This window comes from Glaciihabitans sp. dw_435 (genome assembly GCF_018449675.1).
GTDB lineage: Bacteria > Actinomycetota > Actinomycetes > Actinomycetales > Microbacteriaceae > Glaciihabitans.
In genome coordinates, this window is sequence record NZ_JAAVUZ010000002.1 from 221,294 (window position 1) to 245,242 (window position 23,949).

Consider the following 23,949-nt stretch of genomic DNA (forward strand, 5'->3'; position numbering starts at 1 on the left):
GTTCCCGGCGCGAAAATAGAGCACTTTCGTGCAAGTCGCGGGAGGGGCGGCGGGCTACTGGACGGGCGTCGGGGTGCAGGCGGTCGCCGCGCGCACCGCGGGGTCGACCTGCACGGAGTACCCGCGGACCGTGATGGCCAGGGTGACCCAGTCGCCGTTCGTCGGCGGCTGGCTCAACAACTGCAGTGCACTCGTGGACTCCCCGAGCGGCGTGATGGTGAGCCCCGGTGCAGAGACACGCGCGTCGAGCGCCGGTCCCCCGAGGTCGGTCTCGAAGACGACGAGCTCGTCGGTCGACGCACACGCGGCCTCGCTCAACAGCTGGGCCGACGTCATCACCTCGTCGGGCGCGAAGTCGTTGACCCGCGTCGCAATGTTCAGCACGTTGTAGCCGAACGAGCGTGCCATGGGCTTGGCGAACGCCATCCAGGTATTGGGGAAGAAGAACCCGGGCACCTGGCCGTTCTTCGTTGCCGCCCAGAGAACGGGGGTCGAGTCATCCGGAACCATCGCAATCAACGACTGCTCAAACTCGTATGCGCCATCAAAGTACGCGTGCTTGGTCGCCAGTCGAACCTGCCCGATCGAGGGCACGATCGCCACCGCCAGCAACACCACAACGAGAACCGCCGGGACGGCGCGGAACAGCGGCCTCTGCGACGTCCGCAGCGCGGAGGCGCGACGGCCGAGCCACAGTGTCCACGCGACGCCAATCGCGAGCCCGAACATCACGAAGAACAGCGGGATCAGCTCGCTGAAGATGTAGCGATCCCAGTACAGGAAGAACGAATGCCCGCGCGCACCCTTGAGACGGAACGTCTGCAGGGTAAGGAAGATCACGGCCGTCACGCCAAACGTCAGCACGAGCGCCGACAGGTACGGCGGCAGCTTCAGCCAGCCAACGAGCAGCACCAGCAGGAATGCGATGATCGTCAGCCATGCGCCGGCTCGCAACAGCACGTGCAGCACCTCGAGGTTGAGCACGAGGGTGACGCCCATCCCCACGATCAGGCCGCCACCGAGCACCAGGCCAAGAATGAATGGAGCGCGGGATGCCCCTGCGCCGCGCTCACCCCGACGGGCCAGCCACAGCCCCGCACCGCAGAGCACGGCGGAGGCGACCAGCACGATGAGGGCCGTGAGCACCGACGGCGCAAACAGGCCGATCTTGTCCAGTACCCGGAAGACACTGCCCGGCAGCAGGTCGGCGATCTGCGTCTGCACGTAGTAGTGCGGAATCCGCTGGATGCCGTACCAGTACGAGACCAGCGCGCCGAAAAGGGACGCGGAGATGGCGAGCCAGATGCGAACGGAGACCGTGCGCCAGTCCCGGAAGATCACGACGATGACGCCGACGATGATGAGCGGCACCAACAGCAGCGGGCCGGTTCCGCGCAGCAGGCCGAGCGACATCATGAGGATGCCGTTGACGGCAAGCCACCAGGGCAGGCGCGCGCGGTCGCTGCGCAGCACGCCGATGATGGTGCTGACCCAGCCAATGTAGAGGGGTGCGTTCAGCGCCTCGCTGGCGGGGAACGACGAGTACCAGATGGCGTGTACCGAGAGACCGACCAACGCGGCGGTCGTCAGGGTCGCCCACGGCCCGACATCCATCTGGCGCAGCACGCGAGCGATGACCAGGACCAGCAGGATTCCACCGAGCGGAACTGCGGCGGCAGTGAGTCCGGGCCCGAACAGTGACGAACCGATCGCGAGGTAGGAGGAGAAGAACGGCGGCCAGGTCGCCTGCAGCGTTCCGGTGCGCACGAACTCGTTCGCCCAGTTGACGTAGGCACCCATGTCGCCCACCCAGGGCAGGAAGTTCGACTGGCGCAGGCGCAACAGCAGCGAACCGATCAGCACGACGGCCCACGCGGCCGTCAGCCACCACTGGCGTGCACGCGGGCGCCACAGTGGCGGCAGGCCCGCGCGACGGACGCGGAGGATCGCGGCGACGAGGGCGCCCACCCACAGCGCCACGACGGCCGCGACACCGATCGGCCCGATCCAGGTGGAGAAGACAACGCCGAGAGTGGTCAGCACCAACCCGTACAGCAGGGCGTCGATCAGCAGCGTCGACCAGGCACCACGAACGATGACACGGGCGTCGTCCACGCCACCGGTGTTCCGCAGGCACAGGGCCAGCGGAACCCCGGCTACGAGGAAGATCGCGGCGTAGACAACGACCGCGTACAGAACGTCAGTCACGTCGGTCGCTAGTTGGACGACGCCGCGCGCACGAGTTCGAGGTCGTGGTCCACCATGCGGCGGACGAGTTCATCGAACTCAACACTCGGCTCCCAGCCGAGAACCTCGCGTGCTCGCGAGGCATCCCCCACCTGGTTGGGCGCATCCTGTGCGCGCATGAAGGCGGGATCCTGCTCGACGAAGGGCTCCCAGTCGGTGATGCCGACGGCGCCGAACGCGGCGCTCACGAAGTCACGGACCGTGTGTGCCGTGCCGGTGGCGATGACGTAGTCGCCCGCCTCGGCCTCGGCGGCGAGGGCGAGGGCCCGCGCGTAGTCGGGTGCCCAGCCCCAGTCACGCTTAACGTCGAGACTTCCGAGCGTCAGCGTCGAGTCGAGGCCGGCGGAGATACGGGCGACACCACGCGTGATCTTGCGGGTGACGAACGACTCCGGACGGCGGGGCGACTCGTGGTTGTACAGAATGCAGCTCGACGCCGACAGGCCCGCGCGACGGTAGACACCCACGAGGTGGTGCGCGTACGCCTTGGACGCCCCGTACGGGTTGACCGGGCGCACCGGGGTGTCTTCGTTCTGCGGCACCTGAGAGGCGACACCGAAGATCTCAGCGCTGGAGGCCTGCACGAACGACAGACGCTCCCCGGTCTCGCGGCGCAGTTCCGCGGCGAGCTCGAGAAGCATGCCGACGGCCATGCCGTTGACCTGGCCCGTGAGAACGGGTGCCTTCCACGAACTAGAGACCGAGCTGAGGCCGCCGAGGTTGAAGATCGCTCCCGGTCGCACGCCCATGACGGCGTTGCGCAGTGAGGCCTCGGAGGTGAGGTCCCCACTGTGCAACGTCACGCCGGGAAAGCGTCCACGGAAGTCCGACTCGAGGTCGTCGGCGTCGCGGACGAGGCCGTGCACTTCCCAGCCGGCATCCACGAGTTGCTCACAGAGGTAACCGCCCGTTTGGCCGGTGATCCCTGTGATTAAGGCGGTCTTCATGAGGGTGTTGTAACTCAGTTCTGTGCGTCGCGCTGGCGCTTGAGGTCTGCGTCAACCATCATGCGCACGAGCTCGGGGAAGCTGACCTTCGGAACCCAGCCGAGCTGCTCCTTCGCCTTGGTGGCGTCGCCGACCAGAAGGTCGACCTCGGCCGGGCGGTAGAACTCGGGGTCCTGAACGACGTACTTCTCCCAGTCGGAGATTCCGGCGTGGTTGAACGCGACATCGAGGAACTCGCGAACGGGGTGCGTCTCGCCGGTGGAGATGACGTAGTCGTCAGCTTCCTCCTGCTGGAGCATCCGCCACATTGCCTCGACGTAGTCTCCGGCGAAGCCCCAGTCACGCTTGGCGTCGATGTTGCCGAGCACCAGCTTGTCCTGGAGGCCGAGCGCGATGCGCGCGACAGCCATGGAGATCTTGCGGGTAACGAACTCCGGTCCACGCATCGGGGACTCGTGGTTGAAGAGCACACCACTGGATGCGTGCATACCGTAGGACTCGCGGTAGTTGATGGTCATGTAGTGACCGAAGACCTTCGCAACGCCGTAGGGCGAGCGCGGCCACAGCAGCGTCGACTCGGACTGAGGTACGTGCTGCACCTTGCCGAACATCTCCGAGCTGGATGCCTGGTAGAACTTCACCTTGGCGGCGTCGTCACCCGCGTAGATACGCGTGGCCTCGAGGGCGTTCAGAACACCCTTGCCCGTGACGTCGGCGGTGAGGGATGCGTTCTCCCACGAGTATGCAACGAAGGAGATAGCTCCCAGGTTGTAGAACTCGTCCGGCTGGCTCGCGTTGAGAGCACGGATAAGGCTCGAGGTGTCCATGAGGTCACCCGTCAGGATCTTCACCTCAGGCAGCTCCGCCTTGAGGAATTCGATCTTGGGGTTGTTCTGGCCGCGCACGAGTCCGTAGACCTCGTACCCCTTCTCCAACAGCAGCTTGCTGAGGTAGTAGCCATCCTGGCCGGTTACACCGGTGATAAAAGCGCGTGTCATCTGCTCCCGTAACTCTCGACTTGGGTCGGACATAGCTTACCGGCACACGGTACCCTCTATAAGTCGCCCCGCCCGTACCCTCCCACAGCGAAAGTTCAGCCGTGAAAACTCAGCCGCACATCCTCGTGGATGCCACGGCCATTCCCGGCAATCGCGGCGGTGTCGGGCGGTATCTCGAGCATCTGATCCCCGCGCTCGCCCGGCTGGACGCACGGATCACCGTCATCAGTCAACCCCGCGACGTGCGGTGGCTGAGCGCGTCATCGGCGGAGATCCGCGTCGTGCCGTCACCGGCAGCCGGCCGCTCGCGTCCCCTCCGCCTGCTCTGGGAGCAGGTCGGTCTGCCGCGTGCCGCCCGGCGCATGAAGGCGGACGTCGTATTCTCGCCGCACTATACGATGCCGCTGCTCAGCAGTATCCCCACCGTCGTCACCCTCCACGACGCAACCTTCTTCTCCCACCCGGAGCTGCACAGCCGCGCGAAGCGCCTGTTCTTCCGCTGGTGGAGTGCAACGTCGCTCAGGCGCGCAGCCGCTTGCATCGTGCCGAGCGAGGCAACGAAAAGCGAACTCCTCCGGTGGGTAAAGCCCGCCCGTGACACCATGCACGTCGCGTATCACGGCGTCGACTCCGAGCGCTTCCACCCGCCGACGGCCGCAGAAACACGGGAGGCGAACGAGTATCTCGCCGGCGTCCCCCGCTGGATTGCGTTCCTCGGCACCCTCGAGCCGCGCAAAAACGTCAGCAACCTGGTGCGTGCCTTCCAGACCGTCGTCACCGCGGATACCGCGGGCACGGCGGGCCTCTCCCTCCTCCTCGCCGGTGGGCGTGGATGGGACGCCGACCTCGCGCGGGTCATCGAGGAATCGACCGTCGCCGACCGGGTGCGCATGCTGGGATTTGTGGATGACTCGCTGCTGGCGGGTGTCCTCGGCGGAGCCGACCTTGTCGCCTACCCGAGCCTCGGCGAGGGATTCGGCCTCCCCGTGCTCGAAGCGATGGCGTGCGGGGTACCCGTGATCACCACCGCGTTGCTCGCGCTCCCCGAGGTGGGAGGCGACGTCGCCGTCTACACCGAGCCGGACGCCCCGTCCATTGCCGTCGCCATTCAGTCGCTTCTCGCCGATGCCCCGCAGCGTGCCGAGCGTGGACAGCGCGGCATCGAGCGGGCCCGGCTCTTCACCTGGGACGCGTCCGCCGCAGCTCACCTGACCGTTTTCTCTGAAAGTGCGGTGAGCTAGTGGCCAGCGTGGCGATTCTGGTGGTCGCGTACCACTCGTCGTCCGAGATCGCGGGTCTCGTCGAGAGTCTGGTGACCGCCGCGAGCCTCGACAACACCGTGGACATCCACGTCATCGACAACAGCCGTGATGCGGGCGAGATCGAACGCCTGTCGGCGATGACCGAACTCGCTTCCTTCATCCCGAGCACCGAAAATCTCGGCTACGGCGCCGGCATGAACGCCCTCGCCGCGTCGCTGACCCGCGAGTACGACTGGCTCCTGATCTGTAACCCTGATGTGCGGTTCACTCCGGGAAGCCTCGACGAACTGATGGCGGCGCCCGCGAGGCATCCGCTCGGCGCTCTGTTTGGACCCCAGATTGTCGGCGAGGACGGTATTTTCTACCCCTCGGCGCGCTCGTTCCCCTCGATTCGCACGGGCGTCGGCCACGCTCTGCTCGCCAACATCTGGCCGACCAATCCGTGGACGCTGCGGTACCACCGCCAGGGCAACGCGACGGCGACGACCGACACCGAGGTCGACTGGTTGTCGGGCGCGTGCGTGCTCGTGCGTCCCGCGGCGTTTGCCGAAGTGTCGGGTTTCGACGAGGGCTACTTCATGTACTTCGAGGACGTCGACCTCGGGTGGCGCTTGTCCAAGCGCGGGTGGCAGTCGATCTACGTTCCCGCCGCGCGGATCGTGCACAGCGGTGGTCAATCGACCAAGCGCCAGGCAACCGCGATGCGCGCAGTGCACCACCGCAGCGCCGAGCGTTACCTGTCGCGCAAGTACTCGGCGTGGTACCTCGCTCCCCTGCGCGTGGGCCTGCGGTTTGCGTTGTTCGTGCGCCGCGACTTCTTCCGACGCTAGAGCCCGCATTCCCTACGCGCGGAACAGCTCCGCGTAGCGGCTGGCGATCGACGGCCACGAGAAGTTGGTCGTCACGCGCCGCACCCCGGCGGCACCGAGGCGCAGCCCCAACTGACGGTCCTCGGACAGCTGGGCGAGCCTGTCGGCGATTTGCTCGGGCGACTTCTCCTCCACAATGAACCCGGTTTCCCGGTCGAGCACGACGTCGCGCATTCCGCCGGTGTCCGTCGTCACAATGGGAAGACCGGACGCGGATGCCTCGATGAAGACGACACCGAGCGCCTCGATCCATCCGGTGCTGGAGGCGATGGATGGTCCGACGAAGACGTCAGCCCAGTGGTAATGGTCTGCCAACTGGTCGTGCGCCACCCAGCCGAGGAACTGCGCGCTGTCGCCGAGACCCGTCGCGTCGCCCATGGCCACGAGCTCGGCCGCCTGGGGTCCGGTCCCGGCGATACGGGCCTGGAAGGGGATGCCCCGCTCCTGCAGAATCGCGAGGGCGTCGAGCAGATCGATGACGCCCTTTTCCTCGCTGAGGCGTCCGACGAAAAGCACCCGGAGAGGCGCGTCTCCCGTGGTCTGTCGTCCCTCGAACTCGGCGAGGTCGACGCCCATGGGGATGACCTCGTAGTCGCCGTCGGGATAGATGCTGCGGGCCTTGTCACGGGTGACAGTGCTGTTAACGACGATGCGGGCGCTGCGGCGCATGGCCCAGCGCTTCAGCCAGATGGCGAACGGGTGATTGAACGTGAACACGTCGCCGCCGTGCACCGTGAGCACGAGCTTCCGGCGAGCGAACAGGTTGGCGAGCGCGCAGACGACCCCCTGCGGAATGATCCAGTGCGCGTTGATCACATCGGGGCGCAGCATGCGGTTGAGGCGCAGCACCGCGAAGAACTCGAAGAAGAGAAAGAAGGGCACCACGAGGTAGAGAAACCGGTTGCGCCGCAGCGACGGACCAATTCCGCCCTGCCCGGCGAGCACCTGCCAGCGGCGCGGCCACATGTAGCGAAAGCGGTACTCGTCGTAATACTCGTGGCGGGTGAAGTCCTGCGTGTCCGAGCGCGGGTCGTGCGGCGCGAGCACCGAGATCCGCGTGGCCGGGTCGGCGAGACGGGTGGCGACGACCAATTCTTTGACGAACGCCGGAACCGGATCGGTCGGGCTCGATGGGAAGGTGGAGGCGACAACAAGTACATGACGCTTCAGAGAAGCGTCAGTGAATTGTTGATGTCGCCATGTCATTGTCTCCCAAGTATGGCAAGGGCCTCGGCGAAGTTCTTCTCCAGCCCCCGTGACATATCATCCAGCTTCGACTTCAGCTGCGCACGCACCTCGTCGGCGTTGTCCACGAGGTCGTCGACGGATGCCACGAGCCGGTCCACCGCGCCATCCTCGAGGATCATCGCGATGGGGGCGCTGTACCGCTGCATCCCGATCTGCTCGAAGTAGAGACGCCCCTTGTCCACGTAATACAGGACGAAGGAGGGAACGGCGGCGGTTGTCGCCACGATGGCCGAGTGCAGGCGGGCGGCAACGAAGACGCGGAGCTCGGCGAGCAGCCCCGCGTACTCGGTGGGCGAGAAGATGTCCTTCGCCACGATGGCGGTGCGGTCGGAATGCCGCATGAGCCGGACGACGCTCTCGGCGAAGGCGGCGTCGCCCTCGGTCTCGTCGAGGTGCATGGGGAAGAAGACCACGGGAGCGTCGTAGCGGTCGATGAGCTCGTCGGCGAGCTGCGCGGCGCGTTCGCGGTAGAGCGACACGTTCGAGTCATCCAGTTCCACGCCGCCCTTGCGACCACGACGGAAACGGTGGGGCAGCCAGCCGCTCTGGCGGTAGTGGAACCAGGGACGCAGCCCGAAGCCGATCGCGCCGGGCAACATCGCCGGGTCGACGCCGGACTCTACGAGGCGCGCCTCGACGGACTCGTTCATGGGAACCGGGACACCCAGCACGGCGGGATCGAAGGACGCGATGATCGGCGTGCGCACGTGCCACGCCTTGAGCTTGCGCCGGGACTCGTCGTCGCGCACCAGGAAGACGCGCGTGCGGTTCACCGTGAGCCGGATGACGTACTTGCTGATGCGGGCCGTCGTCGGCCCGATGCCCTGAAAGACGCCCACCAGGTTGCGGTTCGCAATTGACAGGAGTGTCATCTTAATAAGCCAGTAGAACAGGCCTAGTTTGTTGGTGTAGTCCTTCAGGATTTCTCCTCCGCCCCAGAGCACGATGTCGCTGGAGCGGGCGAGACGGAACAAGGCAACCCACTGCGCGGGGTTGGTGCTGTACGGCGACTGCGGAAGGAACTTAATGCCAAACCACTCGGCGTCCCGCTCGGGGTACTGCGACAGCGACCAGATCTCGGCGTCGGGCCAGGTACGACGAACGAGCTCGATGACGCCGACGAGGATGGCACGATCTCCGCGGTTGGCGGGAGAGTCGCTATTGTGAATCAAAACGCGCATGTGGGTGATTTCTCTCTTTCCCCTATATCTTGCCGGACGTCCGACAGGAGCAGAGAAGTCTTGGTGTACTCGAGGTGAACAGCAGCCCAACTAGGAACCCGGTGGGTTCCCGCGGAAATAGCCTTCCCCTTATGTCAATCGGATCGAGATCGTGAACGATTCGCCCCAGCGTCGCAAGCGCCTGATCGTCCTGGCTTCCACGTTCCCGGTCACCCAGACCGACGGTGTTCCGGCCTTCGTTCTGGATATCGCCCGGGAGGAAGCCGAGGAGTTCGACGTCACGGTGCTCACCCCCAGTGTGCCGGGGGCGCCCCTCCACCAGGAAATCGACGGTGTTCGCGTCGTGCGTTTCCGTTACTTCCCCTCCCGCTGGGAAGACCTGGCCGACGGAGCCATTCTCGACAACCTCAAGGCCCGGCGGTCGCGCTGGCTTCAGGTGCTCCCCCTCCTTGTTGCCCAGGGCCTCGCCCTGCGGTCGCTGGTGCGCTCCACCCGCCCCGACGCACTCCACGCCCACTGGGTGATCCCCCAGGGCATCGTGGCCGCCGTGGCGGCTCCGCGCGTACCGACCCTCATCACCACGCACGGCGGCGACATCTACGCGCTCAACAACCCGCTGATCAACCTTGTCAAGAAGTGGGTGCTGCGCCGCGCCGCCAGTGTTTCCACCGTCAACGCCGAAATGGCCGGCACGCTGACCCGCTGGGGCGTCCCGGCGAAGAACCTCCACCTGCTCCCCATGGGCGTGCAGCTCGACGACGTGCTGATCGCCCGCGCCGAGACCGAACCGCAGATCGACCACGTCGTGATGGTGGGACGCCTCGTGGAGAAGAAGGGCATGGGCGTCATGATCGACGCCCTTCGCCGCCACATGACAACGAAGGACTGCACGGTCTCGATCATCGGTGACGGACCGCTGCGCGAGCAGCTCGAGCGCCAGTCACGCGGGTGGCGGGTATCGTTCCTCGGCCAGCTCGGCCGCCCCGACGTGCTGCGCGAGATGGGCAGAAGCTCGGTCTTCGTCGTGCCGTCCATTGCCGCGGCTTCGGGCGACAAGGAGGGCCTGCCCGTGGTGCTTCTCGAGGCCGCCGCCATGGGAGCGGCAATCGTCGCCAGCGACATCCCGGGGATCAACGAGGCGATGCGCCACGGTGAGACCGCACTGCTCGTGCCGCAGGGTGATGCCGAGGCCCTCGCCGCCGCGATCGATTCGCTGCTGCAGAGCGCCCCGCTGCGGGGACGCCTCGGCGCCGCCGCCGCGCAACGCGCCAAGGACTACTCGGTGTCCCACATCGGCGCGCAGTACCGCGATGTCATTCGCGGCATCATGGACGACCGCGCCACCCGCTGACCCGGCGAGCTGTCTAGTAATCGATCCTGACGATCGACAGGCGGCAGGCCTCGGCGGGCTTACCCGCTTCGGTTCCACAGGTGTACGGCATTGTGTAGGTGTGCTCGACGACACCGAGGCCCGAGACATCCATCGTCGTACTGGACTCCGGCTCGTAGAGGAAGAAGTACTGGATCTTGTCGTCCTTGATGATCTTCTGGAACGCGGGGTCCGTGAAGTCGTGCGGGATGTCGCGGCCCCAGATCTGCGCGCGCATGTACCAGGAATAGATCAGGGTGCGGATGACCCGGTTGCTGACAATCCGGTCGCCTTCCTTGATCACGCCATCTGCCACGAGCTTCTCGGCGAAGACCTGATCGGCCGGCTTGACCGCGGTCGACCGCAGGTACTCGTAGCTGCCGTAGGTCTGCCCGGTGGCGAAGGGATAGGCGCGGTTGTAGCCGTGCTGGCTGACGGCGGCCACCGGAATGATCACGATGAGCGCGATGGCGGCGAGCTTGCGCCACCATCCGCCCTGCGCGCGCACGCGCTGCCACAGCGCCGGCCAGAGCAGGGCGGCCGTCACGGTCGACAGGGCGAGCAGCGGCCAGTAGTACCGCAGGTTGCCACCCTTGCCCGCCGCGGACGTGAGCCCGAGGTAGCCGGTGAAGTAGACGACGAAGATCGTGGCAGTGATGACGGCCGCGCGGTGGCGCCGCGGTGAGATGAGGCCGAACGCCAGCAGAATCACGAAGGCCGCGATGATCGGCACGGCAAACGGCGCGATCGCCTGGATCTTGTCGAGGTAGAACGGCAGGGCCTTCACGCGCTGGCCGGCGTAATACTTGAGCCCGGCGACGAGACTCGTCTTCTTGGTGGCGGCGTCGGACGTCGTAGCGCCGTTGGACCCGGTCGTCCCCGTACTGGTCGGGGTCGGCACCTGGTACGTGCGGTCCTCGCCGTAGGAGATGGCGTTCTTCGACGCGGCGGGCGCCAGCTCGAGCGAATTCGTCACGGTCGTCGTGCCGGCCGTCGGGTCGAGCTTGGTGGCGGTGTTCACCGAGAACGATGACCCGATCGTCGGATACCCGTACTTCACCGTAAGCGCCGTCACCCAGGGAGCGGCCACCACGATCATGGTCAGCAGCGCGACGGCGGGCAGGATGAGCAGCGGCTTCGCCCGCTGGCGATAGGTGCCGGAGGCGGATGTCCCGGAGCCCGGGTCATCCGCCGTCCGCCTGCCATGTCCGGTACCAACGCTACGCTTCGAACGACGCAGGGCGAGGAAACGGACGGCGAGCCATCCGATGAGCACGACCACGAACACGGGGATGAGGAACTGCTTGATGAGGTAGCCGAGCACGCAGGTGAGGCCCAGCAGCACTCCGGCGAGGATGCGGGAGCGACGGGTGCCCACCGCGAGGCGATCGTTGACCTCGGTAAGCACCCAGGCGAAGATCATGGTCCACGCGATGACGAGCAGGTCGGGCGTGAGGTTCATCAGGTTGCCGGCACAGAGCACCCAGACGGTGACGCCGACGACGAGGGCAGAGAAGAAGTTGCGGTTGGTCTGCCGGAAGACGAAGTAGGTGCCCGCGGCGACCCCGACGCTCGCCCAGGACGCGCTGGCGAGCATGAAGGCGAGCTGGGTGTCTGCCCCGAGTCCCATGAAGGGCAGCATCGTCCAGCTGATCATGGGCGACCAGTAGGCGTTGACGGCCTCATCGAAGCGGCCGGCGGCCCAGTGCTCGGCGATGCGCATGTAGGAAATGCCGTCGATGTTGGTCATCGAGTAGCGCAGCTTGAAGGCGCCGTAGATCAGCGCCGCGGAGCTACCCAGCCACAGAACCACGAGGATCCAGAACTGGGTTCGCGTCGACGCGAGAAAGCCGCGTGCCGAAAACGGGCGCGGAGAAACTTGAGTCGGTCGAGGCACGCGCCAATTATGCCAGTGGAGGTTGCGGGCTCCGGTCGGGCTGGCCGTCGGGGCGCGAGGCGGGCGACCGTCGTCGGGCTGGCCGTCGGCGCGCGGGTTACTCGGCCTGGGGCTCAGGTGGGCCGACGAGCTCGGGCTCCTTCTCGCCACGGATTCGCAGGGCGGACCACGCGGCGGCGAAGAACAGGAGGTCCATCAGCACGCTCCAGAGGCGCGAGATGACGACGACCACTGCCGCAACTGCCGCGGGCATCAGTGCTCCGAGCAGCGGTGCCTGCACGATCTCCCGCACGCCGAGTCCACCCGGTGCGAACACGATGAGCATGCCCGCGACACCGGCGAGGGTGCCAACGCCCATGACGTAGAAGACGGTGGAGTAGGGCAGATCGGGCACGACGGTCTTCGCGATGAAGAACAGTGACAGCCCGTTGATGATCGATCCGACCAGGTACAGCCCCGCCCCGGACGAGATCGTGCGCCAGGTGGCGTGGTGCTCGCGCTCAAAGGTGCCACGGCGCAGGAGCTTGTAGGCGAGCCCCATGAGACGGTTGAAGACGGGAGGAATGATCGCCACGATGCATCCGATCAATACCAACACCATCAACCATTTTATGAACCGGTATTGCTCGGGAATCAGGTCGATGCGGGGATCGAAGAGCAGCAACGCGATGGACAGCGCCAGCTGCACCACGATCTGCAGTGCCGCCTCCAGCAGGGAGCTGACGGCGAGCTTGTTCTTGGAGATGCCCTGCTTCGAGGCGAAGAAGATCTTGCCGAGGATCCAGGGAGCGGTGCCCGGGATGTACCGGCCGAGCCAGGACTTGGCATAGACGTAGATCAGCACGGGTTGGTAGACGGCCTGCTTCGCGCCGAGGCTGCGGAGGATGACGATCCAGATGTATGCGCTCCAGTAGCGCGAGGTCAGGCCGAGCACGCAGGCCACGATGAAGAACCACCAGTCGAACTGGATGTTCGCGAGCGTGCTCCACTCGATCTGGCTGACGTAGTAGACCAGGAATGCGATGAGCAATACGTAAAAGGCGATGGGCACGCCAGTCTTCAGTACCCGTTTCACGTAGCGCATCCTCTTGCTTGCAGGTCGTCCGGGAGCGGGCAGACCAGATTCAACCCTAAACCCCCGTGCGAAGTACACTGGGCTGCCTATGGCAACCCACGCGACAGTCATCACGTATGGCACCTTCGATTTGTTCCATGAGGGGCACCGCCGCCTGCTCGAGCGGGCTCGGGAGCTCGGTGACAGGTTGATCGTCGGTGTCACCACGGAGAACTACGACGACTCCCGCGGCAAGCTCAACATCCACCAGAGTCTGATGGAGCGCATCGAGAACGTGCGGGGCAGCGGCCTGGTCGACGAGATCATCATCGAGGAGTACGAGGGCCAAAAGGTCACGGACATCCAGAAATATGGCGCCGACATCTTCGCCATCGGGTCCGACTGGCTGGGCAAGTTCGACTTCCTTAAGGATTACTGCGAGGTCGTCTACCTCGAGCGCACCACCGGCGTGTCCAGCACGGAGCTGCGCGCCAGGAGCGCGGGCATCCTCGGGCTCGGCGTCGTCGGCACCGGGCGGATCGCCAACCGGTTCGTTCCGGAGTCGAAGTTCGTCAGCGGGGTGGACATCCCCGGCGTATACGGCGTGACCCCCGCCTCCGTCGAGGCCTTCGCGGCGCGTCACGAGTTGTCGTTCTCCACCACCGACTACGACGAGTTTCTCTCCCGCGTCGACGCGGTCTACATCGCCAGCCCGCACCAGTTCCATGCCGACCAGGTGCGCCGCGCGCTGACGGCAGGCAAGCACGTTCTCGCGGAGAAGCCGCTGTCACTCACCGCCGCCGAGGTGCGCGAGCTGACTGCGCTGGCCAGCGACAACGGCCTCGTTCTGCTCGAGGCGATCAAGACCGCCTACTCCCCCGGATTCATTCGGCTCGTGGCCATCGCGCGCAGCGGCCTCATCGGCAACATCCGCAACGTCGAGGCGACGTTCACCAAGCTGTCCAGTGGCGAGCTGCGCGAGCTGGACGCCGCTTCCGACGGTGGCAGCGTCACCGAGCTCGCCAGCTACCCGCTGCTCGCGGTTGCCAAGCTCCTCGGCACCGCCCCGCTCGAGGTATCCGCCCAATCCCTGTTCGCCGACGGCTACGACGTCGACGTCTTCACCAAGATCAACCTCCGCTTCGAACACGCCCTCGCGTCCGTGCGGGTGGGACTCGGCGTGAAGTCCGAGGGCGACCTCGTGATCGGGGGCACGTCCGGGTACATCTACGTGCCGTCTCCCTGGTGGAAGACCGAGTACTTCGAGGTGCGGTACGAGAACCCCGCGGACAACAAGAAGTACTTCTACCGCTTCGACGGCGACGGCCTGCGCTACGAGATCGCCGAGTTCAGCACCATGATCGCTGGCGGCGACACCGAGACCTACAAACTGACCGCCGCCGAATCGGTCTTCATTGCCGACATGATCGAGCGGTCGCGCCCGGCCTGAGCCGGCGCCCTCGCGCAGCCGCAGCCGCGGAGAGGAACTACCTCGCCACTGCCGTCGCGGGTCCGACGCTGCCGCCGGGCAGCAGCTGGGCAGTCTGCACTCCGCGAGTAGCGGCAACCCGGCTGCGGCCGCGGTGTGCGAGAAGGATGTTGGTCGCCGTCCGGGCAGTTTCGTCGAGGTTCGCCGCGATGGTGGTCAGCTCGGGCTGGGTCTTGGTCGCGAGGGTGTCGTCGCAGCCGACGATGCTGATGTCCTCCGGCGTGCGAACGCCCCGTGCCGCGAAGCCGTTCAGCAGACCGTGCGCCATGACATCGTCGAACGCGATTGCCGCTGTCGCACCGGTCGCCACCAACGCGTGGGTTGCTTCCCACGCTTCGTCATAGCTTCCGAGACGGGTGTCATAGGTGTCCACGATGACGCCGTGACGGCGACCCGCGTCGATCACCGCCTTGGAGCGCGACGCGTTCGACCACGACGCCTTCGGCCCGCCAACATACGCGAGATGATGGTGCCCGAGGGCCGTCAGCTGCTCGACGGCCTGGGCGATCGCCGGCGCGGTGTCGACGAGAACACGACTCATGTCGGCGATGTCTCGGTTGATCAGCACGATGTTGTGGGATTCGGCGAGCCGCTGCAGATCGCGGCTGGCCATTCGCGATGAGATGTTGATGATGCCGTGTACCTGGGGCCCGAGATCATGGATCAACTCCTGCTCGCGCCCCGCATCATCCGCGGAGTCTGCGATAAACACCGAAAGCCCCGACTCGTGCGCGGTGTGCTGAATGGATCGGATCAGGGGTGGGAAAAACGGGTTCGCGATGTCGGGCAGGACGATCCCAATGGCATTCGCCCGCCCGGACACCAGCCCGCGCGCCAGCTGGTTGGGAACATAGCCGACCTCGAGGGCATGGGCTTTGACCGCCGCTACCGTGTCGGGGTGAAGCAGCTCTGGCCGGGTGAACGCGCGCGACACCGTCGACGGGGAGATGTCCAGCGCGGCGGCGATCTTGACGATCGTCGGGCGGCCGGACGGGTCGGGACGCCTCATCCGGCCGGACCCACGACCTGGCCTCCCTGGATGACCCGGATCACGGCAGCGCTCTCGGGGTCAAGCAGCACCAGATCAGCGGGAGCTCCGACATCGAGGGAGCCGAGGCCGGTACGCGCGTGGGGAAGCACACCGGCGGGTGTGGTGGTGACCAGGGTCAGCGCGTCAGCAAGGGACAGCGAGGTGCCGCCGAGCACGGTGCGAAGGGCACGTGGCAGATCCACCCCCGATCCGGCGAGATACCCCGTGCCGGGGTAGGCGAGGCGACCGTCCGCGCTCAACTCGACGTGTCCGCCAACGCTAGAGGCATAGCGTCCGGCCGCCCGGCCGGCGATGTCGGTGCTGTCGGAGACGAGGTAGGCCCGCGCGGTGGTCTTGGCCCGTAAAAACACTTCGATGGTGTCAAGAGGGAGGTGGTGGCCATCTCCGATGAAACCCGCGGTCAGCCGGTCATCCGCCAGCTGGGTCCACAGCGCGTTCGGATGACGCGGCAGCACCCCCGCGATGCCGTTCCCGAGATGCGTGGAGAGGGTGGCACCCGCGTCGACGGCCGCCGTGATCTGATCGGGCGTCGCGTGCGTGTGTCCGATGGCGACCCGAACGCCGAGAGCGACGATGCCGGCGATCTGGCCGGGCGCATCATCGGTGTGCGGTGAGACGGTAATGATGCCGACCGGCGCCCCGGTGGCCAGCCATCGGTCCACCTCGGCTGCATCGATGGGCCGCATCACGGTCGCGTCGTGCACGCCGCGCGCACCTTCCTGGTCGGACAGGAACGGCCCCTCGAGGTGCACATCCGGGATCGCTCGCGCGGTTGCCGGATCCTGTCGGCGTGCCTCGGCGATGGCCACAAGACGGGCGATGATCGCACCCTCGTCCGCGGTCACGATCGTCGGTGTCCAGGTCGTCACCCCGATCCCCGCAAGACGGTGGGTGAGGCGGATGATGGTGTCTGCGGTGGGCTCGGACGCGTTGACGTCCAGGCCGTCGAATCCGTTGACCTGGGCATCGATGAATCCAGCGGAAATCACCGGGAATGCCGCGGATCCGGGCGGACGCTCGCGCGAAGTGACCGACAGGATCGCCCCGTCACGGTAGGTCACCGCCAGAAGACTCTCGCCCGAGGCATCCATTCCCTCCAGCGTCGTCTTGCCATCGGGAGTCATCACGCGTTCTCCGGGGCGGAGGCGAGGTCGACGTGGAGGGAGACCGCGGGATGGGTGCGCAGTGCGGTGCCGGGATGAATCGCGCCGATGGGTTCGTGGAGGGTGTTCCACACTGCCTGCTTCTTGGCGGTGCCGGGAATCGATCCGATGATCCGCTGTGCGTTGAGCAGCCGACTGATGGTGACAGTGATCGCCGTGGACGGGACGGCGGCCGCGCTCGGGAAGTGGCCTTCGTCGACCTGCTGCTGGCGACTCACCATGTCGAGTTCCACGACCCGGGCTCTGTCGATGCTGGCGAACTCGGCGGGAGGATCGTTGAAGGCGAGGTGCCCGTTGACGCCGAGCCCGAGCAGAACGAGATCAAATGGCGCGTCACCCATGACCTGTCCATATCGGGTGGCCTCGTTTTCGGGTTCGTTTGCTGTGTCGATGCGGTGGAAGGTGGTGGCGGGCAGCCGCCGGAAGAAGTTGCGCAGCAGCCAGTTGCCGAAGCCCTGCGGAGCGTCGGCGTTCAGCCCAATGTAGTCGTCCATGTGGAAGGACTCGATCCGGCTCCAGTCGATCCCGTCTTCGGCGGCCAGCCAGCGCAGGGTGGGTTCCTGGCTGGGTGCCGCGGCCAGCATCAGCCGCACCACGTGTGCGCGGGCGAGCGCGGAGCGGAGGACGGCTCCCGCTTCCGCGGCGGCGGCCCTGCCGAGCGCTTCGGCATCGGCGTGGACGAGAAGGTCGGGTGCGAACGTGGTGGTCGTCATAGTGCTGGGGTCCTTTCGAGGAGCCCGATCATGCGGATCAGCGCACGCGGAATATGGAAGGGGTCTTTGACCGGGAGGGCGACCACACGGTCGAGCGGGGCTCCCGCGCGATCGCGAATCTGGATCCACTCGGTGCCCGCCGGGTCGGGAAAGGTGGAGAAGGTGTACGTGGCGAGCCGGTCGGCCCAGACGGCGAACGCGGGATCGTCGCTGCGGGCAGCGAAGATCTCGCAGGCAAGCAGCGCCTCAATGTGGACCCACCACAGCTTGGTGTCCCACGTCTCGTCCACGAGCAGTTCGTAGGCGCTCCCGCCGAGGCGACGCCCGGACGGCGCACCCCCACGATGGTCGACGAAACGGAACAGTCCGCCCCGCTCATGATCCCAGCCGCGGTCGAGCGTCTCGAGAACCACTGCGGGAAGCCAGTCCGGAAGGAGGTTCGCCGTCGTGGCACTGACGTCTGCGGCGTCGAGGAGCATCCAGGCGAGTTCGAGGATGTGCCCCGGATTGATGTGGTTGGCGAGCATGCTGTCGGCAGTGGCGCCTGCCGGGTCATCCGGTTTGAATTCCCACCGACGCTCCGCGCTCCACTGTCCGCCCGGTGCGACGATGCGCGTCATCGTTTCCTCGACGACTGCGAGGCTCTCCGCCGAACCGGTGTAGCGGTGGACCTCCGTTGCCACACTCATGAGCAGCATGGTGCGGCCGAGGTCGGTAAATCCGGTCGGCACGGGATAGGGCTCCGATCGCGCCGAACCGTCCCGCACCCGCACGGCGGCCGAATCGAGCAAGCGATGGGCTGCGGCCCTCCAGGCGGCGCGGTCCTCGTCGTCCGCCGTCTCGGCCGCGGCAACGAATCCCAGCGCGGCGAACAGGTCGGCGTACACGCTGACAGCGACCTCGCCCTCCTCGTTTGCCGCGAGATGCCCGCCCGACTGGTCAGTGAGGAAGGCGACCTCGGTTCCGTCAGTGGTCAGGCTGAGCCCGAGATGGCGTGCCGTGGCCCGCGCCCGAGCCCGCCAAAGCGGAGCGTCGAGCGCGAGCACGCCCGCGTCGGCGCCCTCCCCCAGCTGTGCGCACAACCATGCCCACCGGCCCTGCGACCAGGTGTACTTGTCCCTCGACACCAGGCGCCCATCGTTGGAGAAGCAGGTGAACACTCCACCCGACGGGTCCACCGCGTTTGCCTCCCACCAGGGGAGCACCCGATCGAGAAGTTCCTCCCGATAGAGCGCACCCCTGGCGGTCACTGTTGTGACGGTCACGCGACCGGCTCTGAGGCGAGCTTCGAGGCCGTGGGTGCGGCGATCTGTTCGACAAGATCGGAATCCAGCGAAGCGACGAGAGCATCGGATGTCTCGTTGCGCCACGGGTGGACCCACCCGACGACCACGTACACCACGATCGACGCGAGGATGGGTGAGACCACGCTGACGGTCTGCGCCGTCGCGGTGCCGAGATCGGCGATCTGCGTCGGGATGACGTACTTGATGGTGGCGAACACCAGCAGCCCGACGACCCACGACGACAGCGCGGCCGACGGACCCGAGCGCCGGAACGGCTTGAGCATTCCCAGCAGCATCGGGATGGCGATGGGGCCCACGAGAGCACCGAACCACAGAATGAGCAGCCCGAGCACCCCGCCAAACGAACTCGCGTTCAGGGCGAGTGCCATCGACAGTCCGATAAACAGGAACGTCGCGAGACGTCCGATGAAGAGCTCGCGACGGGAGGTCAGCGGCGCCCGCGATCCCCGCAGCGCGGGGATGATGTCGCGCACGACAACCGACGAGATCGCGTTGGCGTCGGAGGACGTCATCGCCATGGTGTGCGAGAACATTCCCGCGAGCACGAGACCGATCAGCCCGGCCGGCAGCAGGGTCTTCGCCAGGAGCGCGTACGACTGGCTGGGATCCGCGAGGTCCGGCAAGATCAGCGGCGCCGCCCACATCGGGAAGAACAGCACGAGCGGCCAGACGAGGAACAGGCCGGCCGACAGGAGCAGGGATTTACGGGCGGATGACCCGGTGGGAGCCGCGATGAACCGCTGTGCGAGGTTCCACGTTCCACCGTTGTACGAGACGGTGTTGATCAGGATGTACGCGAGGAAGAACCAGACCGTGTAGTCGCCGGCGAACGGGCTGGAGTGCGAGGCAGGCAGGCGCTCCCAGATCGTGGAGATGGACGAGACCCCACCGAGGCTCGCCATCGTCGCAATTACCAGCGCGATCGCCGCGACGAACTGGATGATGAACTGTCCCATGTCGGTCAGGGCGTCGGCCCACAGTCCACCGATCGTGGAGTAGATCAGGGTGACGCCACCGACCAGCAGGATGCCGACGCTGAGAGGCACTCCCGCGAACACCTGCAGCAGAATCGCCGAGGCAGCCCACTTAGCGGCGACGTCAAAGATCTTGAGGACCGTTCCCGACCACGCAAGCACCTGCTGGGTCGGCACGTTGTAGCGCGTGCTGAGGAATTCCAGCGGCGAGATGATGCCGAGTCGCTGGCGCAGGCGTGGCCAGCGCGGGGCGAACACGAACGAGCCGATGACGCACGCGATGGTGATGCTGATGGCCCACCAGATATACACGGCGAAGCCCGTCGTGTAGGCGATTGCGGCATAGCCGACGAACACCGCTGCGGAGTATCCGGACATGTGGTGCGAGATACCGGCAAGCCACCACGGCATCTTTCCGCCGGCGGTGAAGAAGTCGGCGGCGGTGTGGACGCGGCGCTTTGCCCACCATCCAATCGCGACCATGACGAGGAAGTAGAGGCCGATGACGACCCAATCAAGAGAATGCACTTGGTTCCAATCGGATGGTGGAACGGACAGGGAGGCGGTGTCGAACGAACGGCTCCACTGTGTCGTGCAAACGTTTGCAAAAAGACGTGTTTTCGGCGACCGCCGTAAACAAATCGTTACGAGTGTGTTTCGGCGGGCGGGAGACGACCGCTATTTCGCGGCTCGCAGCGTCTCGATCTGTCGGAGGTATCGTTCTGCGCTGTGGCCGTCGAGCGTTCCGCCCCAGGCGCGCTCCGTGGTGGCGTCGATGAGGTCGCCGTACTGCTCGAGATACCCGGCAGGGTCGGTGGCCGCCAGCGTCAGAGCAGTCGTCAGATCCTCGAAGGACGCGACGATCGCGCCGGGTCGGTCCTCCCGGGACAGCGGCTGCACCTCTCCGTCGAACGGGGTGGGCTTGTCGATGAAGATGATGGGGCGGTGCACCGCGAGGTACTCCGAGACAATCGATGACCAGTCGGTGAACAGCACGTCCGCGACCTTCAGCAGCGGCTCCGTCGCCGGATACAGCCGGGCCGACACAAACCGCACGTTCGCGTACGCGCTCTCGTCCAGCTCGAGCACGGTGTTCAGGTGCAGCCGCACGAGGAACAGCACTCCGATCTCCGCCGCGAGGGCGTCGAGCGGGGCAAGAAACTGCTCGGGGGTCATCCCGAATGGAAAAATATCCCGCGCGGCCAGGTGATTCCAGGTGGGGGCATACAGCACGAGGGTGCGCTTCTCTGCCGGGTCGAGGCCGTAATCGCGGAGGATCCCCGACCGCAGCGCCGGCGTCAGCTCGAGTGTCGCCAGCTCGTCGGTACGGGCGTAGCCGGTGATCGTGTTGAGCTCAGCGGGCAGCCCGAATCCGATGTGCAGGTCGCGCAGCAGGGGCGAGGCGACGAAGTGCCCGTCGTACGCGGTCATCGAGGCGAGAGTCTTCGGATCGGTCTTGTACCCGACGCCGTGCCACACGTCGACGAACAGCGGGCGATGGCGACGCTTCGGCCAGCGGAACAGGTTGATGGGCCCGTGCGAGGTGACGATGACGTCGGCACGCGCGGCCCGGTAGAGGTCGCCGACGCGGGCGGAATAGAGGATGCCACGGCCCGCGGCACGCTCACGGCGGTAGGTCTGCGCGCTGTCAGTCATAAACAGCACCCGCGGGGCATCCGGAAGCCCGCGAAGGTAGGTGTCGAAGGCCGCAAGATTGCCGTTGAGGTCGTGCCCGAACAGCACGATGGCGCCGTTGTCACGGCGCCACGGCGTCAGCGCCGTGAACTCGACGAAGGTGGACGCCACCATCGGGAACAGGTACTTGCTGAACAGCTGCCCGACACTGACTTCTTTGTGGGTGAAGGGGATCTTCATCGGCCCAATACCTCGGTCGCCGTCCGCGTTATGGGAGCAGGGCGCGCAGGTATTCGCCGTACCCACTCTTGGCGAGGGAGTCGGCGAGCGCGCGCAGCTGGTCGTCGCTGATCCAGCCCTGCTCGTAGGCGGCTTCCTCGATGCAGCCGATCTTGTAGCCCTGGCGGGCTTCGATCACACGCACGTACTCGGTCGCCTGCGCCATCGAGTCGATCGTGCCGGTGTCGAGCCACGCGGTTCCGCGACTGAGAACCTCGACGCGGAGCTTGCCCTGCTCGAGGTACGCGGCGTTAACGTCGCTGATCTCGTATTCGCCGCGCGCACTCATCTTGATGTTGCGGGCGATCTCGACCACGGAGTTGTCGTAGAAGTAGAGGCCGGGCACCGCGAAGCTGCTCTTCGGGTGGGTCGGCTTCTCCTCGATGCTGAGCACACGACCGTCGGGGGCGAAGTCGACAACGCCATACGCGGTCGGGTTTGCCACCTGGTAGGCGAAGACGAGTGCTCCGTCGATTTCCTTATGGGCGGCGAGACTGGTGCCCAGCTCTGTGCCGTGGAAGATGTTGTCGCCGAGCACGAGAGCAACGCGGTCATCACCGATGAAGTCCGCACCGATCACGAACGCCTGGGCGAGGCCGTTCGGGGTGTCCTGTGTGGCGTACGAGATCGAGATTCCGATGTCGCTGCCGTCGCCGAGGAGCCGGCGGAAGCCGAAGGCGTCGTCGGGCGTGGTGATGATCAGGATCTCCCGGATGCCCGCCGCCATGAGCGTGGACAGGGGGTAGTAGATCATCGGCTTGTCGTACACGGGCACGAGCTGCTTCGAAATGCCTTTGGTAATGGGGTGCAGCCGCGTGCCTGAGCCGCCGGCGAGAATAATGCCCTTCATGACAGCGAGCCTAGGGCCTGAGCGGGATGTGGCCCGCATTGCGGGCGCCGGCGCCCCCGTTGTGGGACGCCCAGCGCGCACAAAGAAGACGAATTGTCGTACCTGTTAGAGTGCACAGAGGTTCATCGTCACGTAAATCCGTAGGAGTTTAATGACAACCCTGCGCGTGGTCATCGATCAGATCATCGCTCCCGTGCCCGGTGGTGTGGGTCGCTACGCAGAAGAGTTGACCCGGCAGATCATCCTGACGGCTCCCCCCGGCGTCGCGGTCGAAGGCATCGTCTCCTCGGCCACCGAGGCGGAGTACGCACACATCGATGCCGTGCTCCCGGGACTTTCGCGCGTGTACCGGTCTCCCCTCGGCCGTCGCGAGCTCTCGCTCGCCTGGCAGTTCGGCCTCACTCTCCTTCCCGGCAAGGGCATGGTGCACGCCATGAGCCTGCTCGCTCCCCTCTACCGTCACGAAAAGGGCAATGCCGCCGGCAACCAGACGGCGGTCACCATTCACGACGCCGTGCCGTGGACGCATCCCGAAACCCTCACCCCGCGTGGCGTCAGCTGGCATCGCGCCATGGCCGCCCGTGCCGCGAAGTACGCCGACGCCATCGTTGTCCCGACTCACGCGGTTGCCGCGGAGCTGGGCGAGATCCTCGACCTGGGCTCGCGCGTGCGCGTGATCGGCGGGGCCGTCAGTACACAGCTTGTGGTGCCGGATGACTCGGACGAACGTGCCTCGGCCATGAACCTGCCCGAGCGGTACCTTCTCACCGTCGGGACGCTCGAACCCCGCAAGGGCCTCGACCCGCTCATCCGCGCGTTGGCATCGGAGGACACCGACGGGCTGCCGCTGCTCGTGGTCGGTCCGTCCGGCTGGGGTGACGTGAACGTCGCGTCCGTGGCCGCGGCCGCCGGTCTGGCCGAGGGCCGCGTGCGTCCACTCGGTCGTCTCACCGACGAAGACCTCGCCGTCGTCCTGAGCCGCGCCACCGTGTTTGTTTTCCCGAGCCTCGCCGAGGGTTTCGGTCTCCCGGTGCTCGAGGCCATGAGCCTCGGAACCCCGGTCGTGCACTCCGACGTGCCCGCGGTCATGGAAGTGGCGGCGGATGCCGGCGTCACGGTGCAGATCGGCGACACCGGCGACACCGCCGGCTATTCCGAACGCCTCGCCGCGGGAATCGCGACGGTGCTGGGCGATCCGGAGCGTGCGGAGCGACTGAAGTACCTGGGTATCGATCGCGCCGGTGCGTTCAGCTGGCGGTCCTCCGCCGAAAAAGTGTGGCAGCTGCACGCTGACCTGTAGGTCGGTGCGGGTGTGGTGTTGCGGACGGGATGCGCGCCGCCCGGGGCATCCACTCTCCCGCGCATGACGCAGGGGGTGCCCCGCTCTCGCGGAACACCCCCTGGGCCAGCTCTAGT

General features: G+C 66.3%; 19 protein-coding genes. 5 read left to right on the forward strand and 14 right to left on the reverse strand.

Annotation, left to right across the window (positions count from 1 at the left end; translation table 11 throughout):
* Positions 1–54: 54 nt before the first annotated feature.
* The 3 genes from HB677_RS03885 to HB677_RS03895 are packed head-to-tail and all read right to left on the reverse strand — an operon-like array spanning position 55 to position 4,192.
* Positions 55–2,208, reverse strand: coding sequence for a hypothetical protein (locus HB677_RS03885; protein ID WP_213814357.1), 2,154 nt, complete (start codon positions 2,206–2,208; stop codon positions 55–57).
* 8 nt (positions 2,209–2,216) lie between these two features.
* On the reverse strand, positions 2,217–3,194 hold the full coding sequence (locus HB677_RS03890; RefSeq protein WP_213814358.1) for a GDP-mannose 4,6-dehydratase: 978 nt from the start codon (positions 3,192–3,194) through the stop codon (positions 2,217–2,219).
* A 14-nt stretch (positions 3,195–3,208) separates the two neighbouring features.
* A complete protein-coding gene (locus HB677_RS03895; protein ID WP_213814359.1) occupies positions 3,209–4,192 on the reverse strand; it encodes a GDP-mannose 4,6-dehydratase in 984 nt (327 codons plus the stop codon).
* A 101-nt stretch (positions 4,193–4,293) separates the two neighbouring features.
* On the opposite strand from HB677_RS03895, the gene HB677_RS18740 reads away from it, so the two are divergent.
* Positions 4,294–5,433 carry a glycosyltransferase family 1 protein gene (locus HB677_RS18740; RefSeq protein WP_213814360.1) on the forward strand — a complete coding sequence of 380 codons (1,140 nt, stop codon included), beginning with the start codon at positions 4,294–4,296 and terminating at the stop codon, positions 5,431–5,433.
* Positions 5,434–5,441: 8 nt separating this feature from the next.
* Positions 5,442–6,284: a glycosyltransferase family 2 protein gene (locus HB677_RS03905; RefSeq protein ID WP_213814361.1), complete on the forward strand. Its 843-nt coding sequence runs from the start codon at positions 5,442–5,444 to the stop codon at positions 6,282–6,284.
* Positions 6,285–6,296: 12 nt separating this feature from the next.
* Here HB677_RS03905 and HB677_RS03910 read toward each other — a convergent pair whose 3' ends face one another.
* Complete coding sequence (locus HB677_RS03910) at positions 6,297–7,529, reverse strand: glycosyltransferase (RefSeq protein WP_213814362.1); 1,233 nt, start codon at positions 7,527–7,529, stop codon at positions 6,297–6,299.
* Positions 7,526–8,752: a polysaccharide pyruvyl transferase family protein gene (locus HB677_RS03915; protein WP_213814363.1), complete on the reverse strand. Its 1,227-nt coding sequence runs from the start codon at positions 8,750–8,752 to the stop codon at positions 7,526–7,528. Before HB677_RS03915 ends, HB677_RS03910 begins: the two co-directional genes overlap by 4 nt.
* Positions 8,753–8,903: 151 nt before the next feature.
* On the opposite strand from HB677_RS03915, the gene HB677_RS03920 reads away from it, so the two are divergent.
* Positions 8,904–10,103 (forward strand): glycosyltransferase, encoded by a 1,200-nt coding sequence (locus HB677_RS03920; RefSeq protein ID WP_213814364.1) that lies wholly within the window; start codon positions 8,904–8,906, stop codon positions 10,101–10,103.
* A 13-nt stretch (positions 10,104–10,116) separates the two neighbouring features.
* On the opposite strand, the gene HB677_RS03925 is transcribed toward HB677_RS03920, so the two are convergent.
* Both HB677_RS03925 and HB677_RS03930 read right to left on the reverse strand, forming a co-directional pair.
* Positions 10,117–12,018, reverse strand: coding sequence for a hypothetical protein (locus HB677_RS03925; protein WP_213814365.1), 1,902 nt, complete (start codon positions 12,016–12,018; stop codon positions 10,117–10,119).
* 97 nt (positions 12,019–12,115) lie between these two features.
* Positions 12,116–13,093: a lysylphosphatidylglycerol synthase transmembrane domain-containing protein gene (locus HB677_RS03930; RefSeq protein WP_213814366.1), complete on the reverse strand. Its 978-nt coding sequence runs from the start codon at positions 13,091–13,093 to the stop codon at positions 12,116–12,118.
* Positions 13,094–13,181: 88 nt separating this feature from the next.
* Here HB677_RS03930 and HB677_RS03935 point away from each other — a divergent pair, with 88 nt between their 5' ends.
* The gene (locus HB677_RS03935; RefSeq protein WP_213814367.1) at positions 13,182–14,522 is read left to right on the forward strand and encodes a Gfo/Idh/MocA family oxidoreductase; all 1,341 of its coding nucleotides are present in this window, start codon (positions 13,182–13,184) and stop codon (positions 14,520–14,522) included.
* A 37-nt stretch (positions 14,523–14,559) separates the two neighbouring features.
* Here HB677_RS03935 and HB677_RS03940 read toward each other — a convergent pair whose 3' ends face one another.
* From HB677_RS03940 to rfbA, 7 genes are all read right to left on the reverse strand, one after another.
* Positions 14,560–15,570 (reverse strand): LacI family DNA-binding transcriptional regulator, encoded by a 1,011-nt coding sequence (locus tag HB677_RS03940; RefSeq protein WP_213814368.1) that lies wholly within the window; start codon positions 15,568–15,570, stop codon positions 14,560–14,562.
* Positions 15,567–16,736, reverse strand: a complete 1,170-nt coding sequence (locus HB677_RS03945; protein ID WP_255546206.1) for an N-acetylglucosamine-6-phosphate deacetylase — start codon at positions 16,734–16,736, stop codon at positions 15,567–15,569. Before HB677_RS03945 ends, HB677_RS03940 begins: the two co-directional genes overlap by 4 nt.
* Positions 16,736–17,488 carry a 6-phosphogluconolactonase gene (locus HB677_RS03950; RefSeq protein WP_213814370.1) on the reverse strand — a complete coding sequence of 251 codons (753 nt, stop codon included), beginning with the start codon at positions 17,486–17,488 and terminating at the stop codon, positions 16,736–16,738. Before HB677_RS03950 ends, HB677_RS03945 begins: the two co-directional genes overlap by 1 nt.
* Positions 17,485–18,753 carry an AGE family epimerase/isomerase gene (locus HB677_RS03955; protein ID WP_213814371.1) on the reverse strand — a complete coding sequence of 423 codons (1,269 nt, stop codon included), beginning with the start codon at positions 18,751–18,753 and terminating at the stop codon, positions 17,485–17,487. Before HB677_RS03955 ends, HB677_RS03950 begins: the two co-directional genes overlap by 4 nt.
* Positions 18,750–20,297: a sodium:solute symporter family protein gene (locus tag HB677_RS03960; protein WP_213814372.1), complete on the reverse strand. Its 1,548-nt coding sequence runs from the start codon at positions 20,295–20,297 to the stop codon at positions 18,750–18,752. The genes HB677_RS03955 and HB677_RS03960 overlap by 4 nt, the downstream gene beginning before the upstream one ends.
* Positions 20,298–20,447: 150 nt before the next feature.
* Complete coding sequence (locus tag HB677_RS03965; RefSeq protein ID WP_213814373.1) at positions 20,448–21,644, reverse strand: CDP-glycerol glycerophosphotransferase family protein; 1,197 nt, start codon at positions 21,642–21,644, stop codon at positions 20,448–20,450.
* Between the two features lie 28 nt (positions 21,645–21,672).
* Positions 21,673–22,533 (reverse strand): glucose-1-phosphate thymidylyltransferase RfbA, encoded by an 861-nt coding sequence (gene rfbA, locus HB677_RS03970; RefSeq protein WP_213814374.1) that lies wholly within the window; start codon positions 22,531–22,533, stop codon positions 21,673–21,675.
* A gap of 151 nt (positions 22,534–22,684) precedes the next feature.
* On the opposite strand from rfbA, the gene HB677_RS03975 reads away from it, so the two are divergent.
* Positions 22,685–23,833: a glycosyltransferase family 1 protein gene (locus HB677_RS03975; RefSeq protein WP_213814375.1), complete on the forward strand. Its 1,149-nt coding sequence runs from the start codon at positions 22,685–22,687 to the stop codon at positions 23,831–23,833.
* The last annotated feature ends 116 nt before the right edge of the window (positions 23,834–23,949 follow it).

What these genes read in the sequence shown, in the direction of transcription:
- HB677_RS03890 (WP_213814358.1), bottom strand. Translation starts at nt 3,194, where the DNA reads ATGAAGACCGCCTTAATCACAGGGATCACCGGCCAAACGGGCGGTTAC.
- HB677_RS03895 (WP_213814359.1), bottom strand. Translation starts at nt 4,192, where the DNA reads ATGACACGCGCTTTTATCACCGGTGTAACCGGCCAGGATGGCTACTAC.
- HB677_RS03910 (WP_213814362.1), bottom strand. Translation starts at nt 7,529, where the DNA reads ATGACATGGCGACATCAACAATTCACTGACGCTTCTCTGAAGCGTCAT.
- HB677_RS03915 (WP_213814363.1), bottom strand. Translation starts at nt 8,752, where the DNA reads ATGCGCGTTTTGATTCACAATAGCGACTCTCCCGCCAACCGCGGAGAT.
- HB677_RS03935 (WP_213814367.1), top strand. Translation starts at nt 13,182, where the DNA reads ATGGCAACCCACGCGACAGTCATCACGTATGGCACCTTCGATTTGTTC.
- HB677_RS03940 (WP_213814368.1), bottom strand. Translation starts at nt 15,570, where the DNA reads ATGAGGCGTCCCGACCCGTCCGGCCGCCCGACGATCGTCAAGATCGCC.
- HB677_RS03945 (WP_255546206.1), bottom strand. Translation starts at nt 16,736, where the DNA reads ATGACTCCCGATGGCAAGACGACGCTGGAGGGAATGGATGCCTCGGGC.
- HB677_RS03950 (WP_213814370.1), bottom strand. Translation starts at nt 17,488, where the DNA reads ATGACGACCACCACGTTCGCACCCGACCTTCTCGTCCACGCCGATGCC.
- HB677_RS03965 (WP_213814373.1), bottom strand. Translation starts at nt 21,644, where the DNA reads ATGAAGATCCCCTTCACCCACAAAGAAGTCAGTGTCGGGCAGCTGTTC.
- rfbA (WP_213814374.1), bottom strand. Translation starts at nt 22,533, where the DNA reads ATGAAGGGCATTATTCTCGCCGGCGGCTCAGGCACGCGGCTGCACCCC.
- HB677_RS03975 (WP_213814375.1), top strand. Translation starts at nt 22,685, where the DNA reads ATGACAACCCTGCGCGTGGTCATCGATCAGATCATCGCTCCCGTGCCC.